Consider the following 12,286-nt stretch of genomic DNA (forward strand, 5'->3'; position numbering starts at 1 on the left):
ATATTGCTTGCGCTTCATCGCCAACCTCCCGTTCCTATTGGGAAAATTGCCTCCGAAACACTAACACTCATTTGTGTCCAGGATTTCTAGAGCAGATCACTGACGCCCTTCGCGCCATACCTTACCTTCCGCGAAATCACGCGACCGTTCTATTCGCTACCGCCCGTCCGGCGTCGGCTTGGCCGTTGAGCGCTTTCTCGATGGCGCCGGCTTCACCGTCGTCAACGTGCGCTCCGCGAGCACCGCATCGCGCTTGGAGAGCAAATGCTTGCGCAGGATCTCGCCCATGCGTCGGCCATCGCGCGTTTCGAGCGCTTCGATCATTTCTTCGTGATCGCGAATCGCGCTGTCCCACTTCGGTGTCTGGAAATTCGAACGAAAGCGCAATGCCATGAGACGCCGGTTGATCGATACGTAAGTCTGACGCAAGGCCGTATTGCGCGCCGCTTCGTTGATCTTGTCGTGGATGGCCTGGTTGCGGCTGTAGTAGCCGGAGAGATCGTTCTGCGCGCGGCACGCGAGCATCGCGTAATGCAGCGCCTTGATCTCGGCGATCTCCAGCGGCGTGATGCGCTCGCACGCGAGTTCGCCTGAGAACGCCTCCAGCCCGCTCATCAATTCGAACATCTCGCGAATTTCGAACTCGCTCATCTGCGATACCGACGCCCCCCGGTTCGGCGAAATCTCGATCAGCCCTTCGGCCGCGAGCACCTTCAACGCCTCGCGCAGCGGCGTGCGCGAAATGCCGAGCGTCTCACACAGCTTGCGCTCGTTGAGCTTGACGCCGGGAGCAAGCAAGCCTTCGACGATGAAGCCGCGCAAGTGATCGACGACGGTGTCGTGCAGACGCAGGCGCTCTAACTTCGGAAGCGAGGACGAAACGTGCACGTCTGGTAAATCGGGATTTTGCATTCAATACCTCGCAATCTATTTGCGGCAATTTTAACGCAGTGCCAGCGGAAAAAACCGCCAGCGGGTTATCCCTAGGCCGTTCGGTCTATGTATTCCTTTACCTGCGGTTGTTGCTGCGTTATTGTATTTTGCATGCAAAATTACATTTACAAGGACGCGGACCCATGTTGAAGCTCGATTTCCATCCTGCTGGCCGTCACTTCCTGCAGATCCCGGGGCCGAGCCCTGTGCCCGATCGCATCCTGCGCGCGATGAGCTATCCGACGATCGATCACCGTGGGCCGGAGTTCGGCGCGCTGGGTCTCAAGGTGCTCGATGGCATCAAGAAGATCTTCAAGACGAGCCAACCGGTGGTGATCTATCCGGCATCGGGCACGGGCGCATGGGAAGCGGCGCTTTGCAACACGCTCAGTTCCGGCGACACGGTGCTGATGTATGAGACGGGCCACTTCGCAACGCTATGGAAGAAGATGGCCGAGAGCCTCGGGCTGAAGCCGGAGTTTCTCGGTCTGCCCGGCATCGAAGGCTGGCGGCGCGGCGTACAGGCCGACATGATCGAGAAGCGTCTGCGTGACGACACGAATCACGCTATCAAGGCCGTGTGTGTCGTCCATAACGAAACGTCGACGGGCGTGACATCGGATATCGCCGCCGTGCGACGCGCGATCGACGCCGCGAAGCATCCCGCGCTGTTGATGGTGGACACGATCTCGGGTTTGGCATCGGCTGACTATCGTCACGATGAATGGGGCGTCGACGTGACCGTTTCCGGTTCGCAGAAAGGTTTGATGCTGCCGCCGGGGATCAGCTTCAATGCGGTATCGGAGAAGGCGCGCGAGGCGTCGAAGCGCGCCACGTTGCCGCGCGCATTCTGGGATTGGACCGACATCATCGAGATGAACAAGCAAGGCTACTGGCCTTACACGCCGAACACGAACCTGCTCTACGGCCTCTCGGAAGCGCTCGACATGATCCTTGGCGAAGGGCTCGACAACGTGTTCGCGCGCCATCAACGGCTCGCGGCCGCGTGCCGCGCGGCGGTGAACGCATGGGGACTGGAGATTCAATGCGCCGATCCCGCCGTGTATTCGCCGGTGCTGACGGGCGTGATGACACCCGAAGGCGTCGATGCCGATGCGGTGCGCAAGCTCATCTACGAGCATTTCGATCTGTCGCTCGGTACGGGGCTCGGCAAGGCGAAGGGCCGCATGTTCCGCATCGGTCATCTCGGCGATTGCAACGAACTCACGCTGATGGCCGCGCTCACCGGTTGCGAGATGGGACTGAAGCTCTCGGGTATCGCGTTGAAGGACAGCGGCGTGGCGGCGGCGATGGACTATCTGACGAGCCACGTCGCGAAGCCCGCGTTGAAGGCGGCCGCATGAGCGCCGCGTTCGACGCCGATGCGCTCGCGCGGCTTCTCGTCGACGCGCGCGCGCATCGGGCGAAGCTCGACGCGCTGCCCTTGGGCGCACGTCCGTCCGACGCCGACGATGCCTACGCGGCGCAGGACGCGACGCTGCGCGCGCTGAACGCAGACATCGGCGGATGGAAGGTCGGCGCGAAGACGCACGACGGGCCGATCCAGGGTGCACCGCTTCCCGCCGATGGCATGCATAAAACCGGTGCGCGTCTCTCGATGCTCGCGTTCGGCAAGGCCGGTCTCGAACTCGAAGTGGCATTCAGGATCGGCCGGCGCTTCGAACCGAACAGCGGACCGTATAGCGATGAAGACGTGGTCGCTGCGATCGAGTCCGTGCATGCGGCCATCGAAGTGGTCGCGAGCCGTTTCGCCGCGTGGCCCGATGTCGAAAAGCCGTGGCAACTCGCCGATTTGCAGAATCACGGCGCGTTGATCGTGGGCGAGGGCGTGCCTTACGACGCGGCGTTCCCGTTCGTATCGCCCGCGATGGCGTTCACGTTCGACGGCGCGTCGCTTTTCGACGGCGTTCCGGCGAATCCTGCGGGCGACCCGCGGCGCCTGCTCGCGTGGACGGTCAATCACAGCGTGGCGCGCGGGCTCGCGGTCGAACGCGGGACCGTGCTCACGGCGGGTTCTTACACCGGCATGGCGTTTCCGGATGTGCCCGGCACGGCCATCGGCGCGATCGAAGGCTTGCCCGCCGTCGAATTGCATTTCGCATAACGCATTCATAAGGCCAGGAACCGCAAGGCACTCCGGCACTCACCGACAGCGACGATGCTCAATTCCCCCACAGACCGGCTCGTCAAGCCGATTCATCTGATGCCCGCTTCCGCGCGTGCGCGGGTCGCGTCAACGGCGACACCGCTGCAGGCGCGATTGCAGCGCGAGCTGAAAGGCGATGTGTTGTTCGATCGCGCATCGCGCGGACGCTATGCGACCGATGCGTCGATCTATCAGATCGTGCCGCTCGGCGTCGTCGTGCCGAAGGATCAGGACGACTTGCGCGTTGCGCTGCAGATTGCCCGCGACAGCCGCGCGAGCGTGCTGGCGCGCGGCGCAGGCACGAGCCAATGCGGGCAGACAGTGGGCGAAGCGCTCGTCATCGACACGACGAAGTGGGTCAACAACATCATTCACTTCGACAAGGACGCGCGCACGGTCACGGTCGAACCGGGCGTCGTGCTCGATCACCTGAATGCGTGGCTCAGGCCGCATGGCCTCTGGTTTCCGGTGGACGTATCGACGAGCGCGCAATGCACGATCGGCGGCATGGCGGGCAACAACTCGTGCGGCTCGCGATCGATGGAATACGGGATCATGGTGCATAACGTCGACGCGATCGACGCGATCCTCGCCGACGGTCACGAAGCGCGCTTCGGCAAGCTGTCGTCGATGACGATCGATGCACGCACGCGCGATCTCGTCGACGGCGTGCGGGGCATCGCCATGCGCGAGCAACAGGAGATGCGCGAACGCATCCCGAAGGTGCTGCGACGCGTCGCGGGTTACAACCTCGATGTCTTCGATTGTCAGAGCCCGCTTGCATTCACCAACGACGGCGAGCCGAATCTTGCAAACCTTCTGGTCGGCTCCGAAGGCACGCTCGCGTTCAGCCGTCAACTGACATTGACGCTCGCGCCGTTGCCCGCGCACAAAACGCTCGGCGTCGTGAACTTCCCGAGCTTCTACGATGCGATGGACATGACGCAGCACATCGTGAAGCTGGGGCCGGTGGCGGTCGAGTTGGTCGATCGCACGATGATCAACCTCGCGATGTCGAATCCGGCGTTTCGTCCCGTCATCGCGAAGGCTTTGGTCGGCGAGCCGGAAGCGATTCTGCTCGTCGAGTTCGCGGGCGCGGATCGCGATACGCAAGTAGCAAAGCTTGCGCAGCTCGTCGCGTTGATGAGCGATCTCGGCCTGCCGGGATCGGTCGTGCAAATGCCCGATGCGGGGCCGCAGAAGGCCCTGTGGGAAGTGCGCAAGGCCGGTCTCAACATCATGATGAGCATGAAGGGCGATGGCAAGCCGGTGTCCTTCATCGAAGACTGCGCGGTGCCGCTCGAACATCTCGCCGAATACACCAGCCGATTGACCGATGTATTCAGGAAGCACGGAACCGAAGGAACGTGGTACGCGCATGCGAGCGTCGGCACGCTGCATGTGAGGCCGATTCTCGACATGCGCCGCGACGGGGCCATCAAGATGCGCGCGATCGCCGAAGAAGCCGCGGCGATGGTGCGCGAATACAAGGGCGCGTTCTCGGGTGAGCACGGCGATGGTCTGTGCCGCGGCGAATGGGTGGCGTGGCAATACGGCCCGCGCATCAACGAGGCATTTCGCGAGATCAAGCGGCTCTTCGATCCGGAGAACCGGCTGAGCCCTGATCGCATCGTGGCGCCGCCGAAGATGGATGATGCGCGCAACTTCCGCTTTCCGCCTTCTTATCGCGAGCGTGGATTGACCCCTCGTCTCGACTGGTCGGCATGGAACGTCACCCGCGATCCATTGACGGGCGAGCACGGCGTGCCGGGATCGGGCGGCGATCTGTCGGGCGGGCTCGCGAAAGCGGTCGAGATGTGCAACAACAACGGCCATTGCCGCAAGTTCGATGCAGGCACGATGTGCCCGAGCTATCGCATCACGAAGGACGAGCAGCATCTCACGCGCGGCCGTGCGAACACGTTGCGGCTCGCATTGTCGGGACAATTGGGCGATGACGGCCTCGCGAGTCAGGATGTGAAGGACGTCCTCGATCTATGCGTCTCGTGCAAGGGTTGCAAGCGCGATTGCCCGACCGGTGTCGACATGGCGCGTATCAAGATCGAGGCACGCGCCGCATGGACGCAGCGTCATGGCGTTCGATTGCGTGAGCGCCTGATTGCGTTCCTGCCGCGCTATGCGCCGTATGCGAGCCGCATGCCTGCGCTGTCGCATGTTTTCGAATCGAACATGCCGGGCGTGGCGCGCTGGCTGAAGTCGAAACTCGGTCTCGCGCGGCAACGTGCGTTTCCACGTTTCGAAAAGCCGTTTCTCGCGAATGCCACGGACAAACCGGTTGCGTCTGCAACTAACGAAGTCCTGCTCTTCGTCGACACGTTCAACAACTACATCGAACCCGAGAACGCGCGCGCAGCCAAGCGCGTGCTCGAAGCGGCAGGCTATGCGGTTCATCTGAACGTGAAGGCGGCCGAGCGGCCGCTCTGTTGCGGGCGCACGTTTCTTTCCGCCGGTCTCGTCGATGAAGCGAAGGTCGAAGCACGCCGCGCGCTCGACGCACTCATGCCTTATGTCGAGCGCGGCGTGATGATCGTCGGCCTGGAGCCTTCATGTCTGCTCTCGCTGCGTGACGAGTTTCTCGGGTACGGCTATGGCGATGCCGCGCGCAAGCTGTCGCAAGCGTCGTTTCTGTTCGAGGAATTTCTCGTGCGCGAAGAAGCGGAAGGGCGATTGCAACTGAAGCTCAAACCGCTCGGTCGATCCAAGGCTCTGTTGCACGGACATTGTCACCAGAAGGCATTCGATGCCGTGCGTCCCATCGAGAAAGTGCTCGGCTGGATTCCGGGGCTCGATGTGAGAACGATCGAATCATCGTGCTGCGGCATGGCGGGCAGCTTCGGATATGAAGCGGAACATTACGACGCATCGCAGGCGATGGCGGAGTTGTCGCTGCTGCCGGCTGTTCGCGCCGCACACGATGCGCTGATCGTGGCGGACGGCACGAGTTGCCGTCACCAGATCGCGGATGGTGCACAACGTGAGGCGCTTCATGTCGCGCGAGTTCTCGCCATGGCGCTCGATGCGATGGATTGAAAAGAGCAGGACAAGCGTTTCATTCACCGAAGCAAAAAAAGCGGACATCGACGAGCCGCGATCAGGAGACGAACCATGACATCACCGCGCAAACCACGCATTCGCAAACTGCGCCGCAGAACGCAATAGGCAGGCTCATACCGAGCTGCAGTCCTCATCCGACGTATTCACGTGAAGTTCCGCATGCCGTGACATCGGGCGCCTTTCGACATTCGAAGGTGGCTCGCGCACGCACGCGGCCAACAAGGAGACGATGATGTTCCGTCGAGCCACGACGCGCGTTCTACTATTGCTATGCGCGATGTATTTCATCACCTATATCGACCGGGTCAATGTCAGCACGGCGGCGGCCCAGTTCGGCGCGGAGCTTGGCCTCTCGCACACGCAAGTCGGTTTCGTGTTTTCCGCCTTTGCGTATCCGTATCTCGTGTTTCAGATCATCGGCGGATGGGTCGGCGACCGGTTCGGACCGCGGCGAACGCTCACGCTATGCGCGATCATCTGGGCGGGAGCCACCGTCCTCTCCGGTCTCGCGGGCGGCTTCGTGTCGCTGATCGTGGCTCGCGTGCTGCTCGGCCTCGGTGAGGGCGCGACCTTTCCGACCGCGACGCGCGCAATGTCGAACTGGATGCCCGCCGATCAGCGTGGTTTTGCACAAGGCATTACGCATGCAGCATCACGCATCGGCAATGCAGTGGCGCCGCCGCTCATCGTCTGGCTGATGGTCGCGACGAGCTGGCGCGGCGCGTTCATCATCACCGGCGTCATCAGTTTCCTTTGGGCGCTCGCATGGGTCTTCTATTTCCGCGATAACCCACGCGATCATCCGCGCATCACGGAAACAGAATGCGCGACGCTCGCGACGTATTCGGGTGTGAAGCAACGCACGCCTGTGCCGTGGCGCACGCTGCTCGGCCGCATGGCGCCCGTCACGGCCGTGTATTTCTGCTATGGCTGGGTCCTGTGGCTCTTTCTCGGCTGGATTCCGCAATACTTTCTGCACAGCTATCACATGCAGCTCGGCAAATCGGCGCTGTTCGCCTCGGGCGTGTTCTTCGCTGGCGTACTCGGCGACTGGCTCGGCGGCTCGCTCACCGATCGCATCCTGAGAAAGAGCGGCAACGTGCGGCTTGCGCGCAACGTGATGGTCGGCGTGTGCATGCTGCTGACGCTGCTCTCGCTCGCGCCGATCATGCTGATCTCCAATATCTCCATCACGCTCGCGGCGGTGTGCCTCTCGGCCGGCTTCTTCTTCAACGAAATGACGATCGGCCCGATGTGGTCCGTGCCCATGGATATCGCGCCCAAGCATTCGGGCACCGCGGCCGGCATCATGAATTCCGGTTCGGCGCTTGCGGCGATCATCAGCCCGGTCGTGGGCGGCTGGCTGATCGACCGCACAGGCAACTGGAACCTGCCGTTCACCGTGTCGATGATCCTGATGGCGGCCGGCATCGTCCTTTCGTTCATGATGCGCCCGGACCGTGCTCTGGAAGTCGAGGAGGAAAAGAGCGACGCGGCAGACACCCGCAAGTTCGTCTGACTCGGCGCACGCGGCGGTTCGGTGCATTTTGCATGCATTGAACCGCATCGAATAAAGCATTCAGCATGCAGCATTCAATTCTTGGAGGCGACGTGGCGGAACCATCCATCCTGATCGAGCGTGACGGCGATATCGCGACAGTCGTGATCGACCGGCCCGAGAAGCTCAACGCAATGACCAAGCACTTGTGGCGCTCGCTCGGAGAGACCATCGAGACGCTTTCCGGCGACGACACGCTGCGCTGCATCGTGCTGCGCGGCGCGGGCGAGAAAGCGTTCTCGCCGGGCAACGACATCGCGGAGTTCCGCACGGATCGCTCGAACGTCGAACAGGCGCGTACGTACGGCGCGATCATGCATCGCACTTTGCATGCATTACGCGAGTGCCGGCATCCTATCGTCGCGATGATTCATGGCATCTGCGTCGGCGGCGGTCTCGAAATCGCGGCGATGTCCGATCTGCGCATTTGCGGCGAATCGAGCCGCTTCGGCGTCCCCATCAAGAATCTCGGCCTCGTGATGGCGCATGCGGAAATGGAAGGGCTCGTGCGTCTTGCGGGGCCTGCCGTCGCGCTCGAGATTCTTCTCGAAGGACGCATCTTCGATGCAAAGGAAGCGCTTGCAAAAGGACTCGTCACGCGTGTCGTCGCGGATGGGGAAGTGACGGCGCACGCGTATGAAACCGCGCGGCGCATCGCGGACGGCGCACCGCTCGTCGCGCGCTGGCACAAGCAGTTCGTGCGCCGCGCGATGGAGCCTCAGCCGCTTACCGACGAAGAGCGCGATGAAGGCTTCGCATGCTTCGGCACTGAGGATTTTCGCATCGGCTATCAGGCCTTCCTCGACAAGATCAAACCGCAATTCAAGGGACGTTGACATGGCAGACACGAAATCGACAGTAGCGCCCGGCGCGGGACCGCTTGCGGGGATGCGCGTGATCGAACTCGCGCACATCATGTCGGGGCCCATCTGCGGGATGATGCTCGCGGACATGGGCGCCGATGTCATCAAAGTGGAGAAGATCCCCGGCGGCGACGATTGCCGTCGTTTCGCACCCATTCTTGCGAGCGGCGAATCCGCGTCGTTCATGATCGTGAACCGCAACAAGCGCGGCATCGCCCTCAATCTCAAGACCGAGGGCGGCAAGGAAGTGCTGAGGAAGATGCTCGCGAGCGCGGACGTCGTGACGGAGAACTATCGGCGCGGCACGATGGAAAAGCTCGGCATGGGCTACGAAATGCTGAAGGCCGTGAATCCGGGACTCATCTACTGCGCGATATCGGGCTATGGCCGCAGCGGGCCGATGGCCGACAAGGGCGGCTTCGATCTCATCGCGCAAGGGCTGAGCGGTTTGATGAGCATGACGGGCGAGCCGGGGCAGGCGCCGATCAAGGCGGGCTCGCCCGTCACCGACATCAACGCGGGCATCCTCGCGGCGCTCGGCATCAGTGCGGCTTATGCGCGCAAGCAGGCGACCGGTCTCGGGCAGATGGTCGATACATCGCTGTTCGAAGCCGGCCTGCAGCAGATGTACTGGGCCTTCGCCAACTACTTCGCCGATGGCACCGTCCTGCCTAAAGCCGGCTCGGCCAACCCCACGAGCGCGCCGTATCAGGCGTTTCGCACGCGCGACGGCTGGGTGAACATCGGCGCGGCGAATCAGAGCAACTACGAGCGTCTCGTCGGCGTGTTGAATATTCCGGGACTCGCTGAGGACGAGCGCTTCCAGACCAACGCGGGACGTCTGAAGCATCGCGAGGCGCTCGTCGATATCCTGACGGCGCGTCTCATCGAACGCACGACCGACGAGTGGCTCGTTTCCTTCGATGCCATCGGATTGCCGAGCGGCGCGGTGTTGGGCGTGCCGGAAGCGTCGTCGCACGAGCAGGCCATGGCGCGCGGGATGATCGTCGAAACGGAGCATCCGCTTGCCGGCCCGATGCGCGGCATCGGGTTGCCGATTCACTTCTCCGAAGGCTGCACGAAGGCTTCGCGTCCCGCGCCGCTGCTCGGTCAGCACACCGGCGAAGTGCTCGACGAATACGGTTTCGACGAGGCGCGCATTCAGGCGCTCAAGGACGAAGGCGCGATTCTGGAAACGGACGTTCCCGCGTGAAAGCGACGGGCGAGCAAATGGTTTTATGCATTCATCATGCAGTATGCAGCGCTATGATCGATGTCTGATCCAACTTCATCGACACCCTCTGCCATGACGCTCGCACCTCCTCCCGCCGCTCGCGCGGGCGATTCGCTCGCTTCGGTCGCCACGCCTTCCCTGATGATCGATCTCGATGCCTTCGACGCCAATCTCGCGGCGATGTCGGCGTTCGCCGCGCGTCATGGCGTCGCGTTGCGTCCGCATGCGAAGGCGCACAAGTGCAGCGAGATCGCGAAGCGTCAGGTCGGCGCGGGTGCGGTCGGCGTGTGTTGTCAGAAGCTGTCGGAGGCGTATCCGTTCGCGGCGGCGGGCATCGCGAGCATTCATGTCAGCAATGAGTTCGTCGGCGCGGACAAACTCGCGATGGCCGTCGAACTCGCATCGCATGTGCATCTTTCGGTATGCGTGGATGCGTTGCCGCAAGTTCAGGCTCTCGGCGACGCAGCGGCACGCGCGGGCGTCACGATCGACGTGCTGCCGGAAGTCGATGCAGGTCAGCATCGCTGCGGCGTGACGAGCGAAGATGCGCTGCTCGCGCTCGTCGACGGCATCGCAGCGCAGAGCGCGCTGCGCTTCGCAGGACTGCAGGCGTATCACGGCGGCATCCAGCACGTCGCGGATTGGATTGCACGCAAGGCCGAAGCAAGCCGCGCCGCCGATATCGCCGCGCGCTACGTCCGCGCGCTCGATGTTCGCGGCGTGCGTTGCGGCATCGTGACGGGCGGCGGCACAGGCACTGTCGAGTTCGATGCTGCGAGTGGCGTCTTCACCGAATTGCAGCCGGGCTCGTATCTGTTCATGGACGGCGACTATGGCGGCATCGGTTGGGGCGGCGAATTGCGCTGGCGTCACAGTCTCTTCGTGCTGTCGACGGTCATGAGCGCCACGCGCCCCGGCATGGCCGTATGCGATGTCGGCCTGAAAGGGCTCGCGGTCGATTCGGGCTTGCCGCGCAGCGTGAACTGGCTCGGTGCGGGCGCCAAGCCCACGTTCAGTTATATCTCCGCGAACGATGAGCACGGCATGCTGCAAGCCCAGCACGATGCTGAAGGCGATTTCGCTGATCTCGTCGGCAAGCGTGTGCTGTTGCCGCCGGGTCATTGCGATCCGACCGTGAATCTCTACGATGAATACGTCTGCTATCGAGGCGAACGCGTGACCGACATATGGCCGATCGACGCGCGCGGTCTTTCGCGCTAAGCCCGTGACTCCTTCGGCGGATAGATCGTCGCGATCAGCGCATCGACGTCGGCAACGATCAGGCCGATCACGAACTGCGCCACTTCCTGCGCGCCGTGCGTCGCTTCCTGTTGCTCGAGCATGGCCTTGAGTTCGTTCACGGCGGAACGTGCGCGCGCGAGCTTCTCATCGTCCTGACGATTCGCTGCAAGCACGCTCGCGAGCGTCTCGAACAAAGCCTGCAATTCGCGACCGGCCGCGCCGAGCCGAGCCGCGCAAGTATCGCGATCGAGGCGCGATACAGCTTTCGCGAGAAAGAGCGCATCGCTATGGAGACGCCGCAGAAACGGTGCGGCCTTGTCGATGGCATCCGAGCGGCGGTTTTGCACGAGCACGATGATGTGTTCGCGTTCGGCTTCCTTCAACGCATCGTCGAAGGCTTTTTGCGCGTCGGTGCTTTGCGTTTCGAGGCGCGTCGCGCGAGCATCATCCCGCTCGCCCGAAAGATGGAGCGCGATCAACTGGCCGAGGCTCTTCAACGTATCGGCGACGCTGCGATGCGCGGCCGTAAGCGCACGATTGGGCCAGAGCGCCGACACGACGAAGGACGAAGCGGCGCCGATCAAAATCTCCAGCACGCGATGCATCGGCCGCTGGAAAGGCGATCCCGGTCCCGCCGGAATCAGCACGACGATCACGAGCGTCACGCACGCAAGCCTGAACGCAGGCCGCTTCGCGCTCAACGCGGCAAGCGGCACGAGCGCGACCGAAAACACCGCGAGCGGCGGCGCGCCGCGGTTCATCGCGACAATGCCGAGCACGCCCGCGATCGCGCCGATGAATGCGCCGATGATCTGGTCGCGAGCAATATCGACCGCCTGCGAGAGGCTCGGTTGCGTCACGATGACGAGCGTCGTGATAAGTGCCCAGTAACCTTCGGGCAGTGCGGCCAGTCGTGCGGCGGCATAGCTGATCGCGCAACTCATCAGTGTGCGAAGAAGGCGTCTTGCTTCGGGTGCGCCGAAGAAGGCGCGCACCTGAACTCGAGTACGAGTGATCGAAGTCATGCGGTCTCGGTCGTTGACGAAACGGGACAAGCGAAGGAGACGCGAAGCATGCGCGCCCGTGCTGCATTATGCCAATGTGCACGGTGCGAAAAAATGAAGCTGTTCAGGAAGGGAAAGACAAGGCGGCACATATGCCCGATGTTTCCGGGGCACATGTGCCGCCTTCGTGTCGCGACGTAAGCATCGGCA

The 12,286-nt window shown here is 62.7% G+C and carries 9 protein-coding genes; 7 read left to right on the plus strand and 2 right to left on the minus strand.

The window, feature by feature from the left end:
* Positions 1-156: 156 nt before the first annotated feature.
* Positions 157-912: a GntR family transcriptional regulator gene (locus QCE58_RS19590; protein WP_034470980.1), complete on the minus strand. Its 756-nt coding sequence runs from the start codon at positions 910-912 to the stop codon at positions 157-159.
* A gap of 164 nt (positions 913-1,076) precedes the next feature.
* Here QCE58_RS19590 and QCE58_RS19595 point away from each other — a divergent pair, with 164 nt between their 5' ends.
* The 7 genes from QCE58_RS19595 (at position 1,077) to QCE58_RS19625 (ending at position 11,051) form a co-directional block, all read left to right on the plus strand.
* Positions 1,077-2,297, plus strand: coding sequence for an alanine--glyoxylate aminotransferase family protein (locus QCE58_RS19595; RefSeq protein WP_250521864.1), 1,221 nt, complete (start codon positions 1,077-1,079; stop codon positions 2,295-2,297).
* Positions 2,294-3,058: a 2-keto-4-pentenoate hydratase gene (locus QCE58_RS19600; RefSeq protein WP_250457225.1), complete on the plus strand. Its 765-nt coding sequence runs from the start codon at positions 2,294-2,296 to the stop codon at positions 3,056-3,058. Before QCE58_RS19595 ends, QCE58_RS19600 begins: the two co-directional genes overlap by 4 nt.
* 54 nt (positions 3,059-3,112) lie before the next feature.
* Positions 3,113-6,151, plus strand: coding sequence for an FAD-binding and (Fe-S)-binding domain-containing protein (locus QCE58_RS19605; protein ID WP_250521865.1), 3,039 nt, complete (start codon positions 3,113-3,115; stop codon positions 6,149-6,151).
* A 253-nt stretch (positions 6,152-6,404) separates the two neighbouring features.
* Positions 6,405-7,694, plus strand: a complete 1,290-nt coding sequence (locus tag QCE58_RS19610; protein WP_008347831.1) for an MFS transporter — start codon at positions 6,405-6,407, stop codon at positions 7,692-7,694.
* 65 nt (positions 7,695-7,759) lie between these two features.
* Positions 7,760-8,569 (plus strand): enoyl-CoA hydratase/isomerase family protein, encoded by an 810-nt coding sequence (locus QCE58_RS19615; RefSeq protein ID WP_008347833.1) that lies wholly within the window; start codon positions 7,760-7,762, stop codon positions 8,567-8,569.
* A 1-nt stretch (position 8,570) separates the two neighbouring features.
* Positions 8,571-9,809 (plus strand): CaiB/BaiF CoA-transferase family protein, encoded by a 1,239-nt coding sequence (locus QCE58_RS19620; protein ID WP_250521866.1) that lies wholly within the window; start codon positions 8,571-8,573, stop codon positions 9,807-9,809.
* Between the two features lie 93 nt (positions 9,810-9,902).
* Positions 9,903-11,051 carry a DSD1 family PLP-dependent enzyme gene (locus QCE58_RS19625; RefSeq protein ID WP_250457228.1) on the plus strand — a complete coding sequence of 383 codons (1,149 nt, stop codon included), beginning with the start codon at positions 9,903-9,905 and terminating at the stop codon, positions 11,049-11,051.
* Here QCE58_RS19625 and QCE58_RS19630 read toward each other — a convergent pair.
* Positions 11,048-12,097 carry an aromatic acid exporter family protein gene (locus QCE58_RS19630; protein ID WP_250521867.1) on the minus strand — a complete coding sequence of 350 codons (1,050 nt, stop codon included), beginning with the start codon at positions 12,095-12,097 and terminating at the stop codon, positions 11,048-11,050. The genes QCE58_RS19625 and QCE58_RS19630 overlap by 4 nt on opposite strands.
* Positions 12,098-12,286 lie beyond the last annotated feature (189 nt).

The sequence above is a fragment of the Caballeronia sp. LZ028 genome, assembly GCF_031451415.1.
GTDB classification, from domain to species: Bacteria; Pseudomonadota; Gammaproteobacteria; order Burkholderiales; family Burkholderiaceae; genus Caballeronia; species Caballeronia zhejiangensis.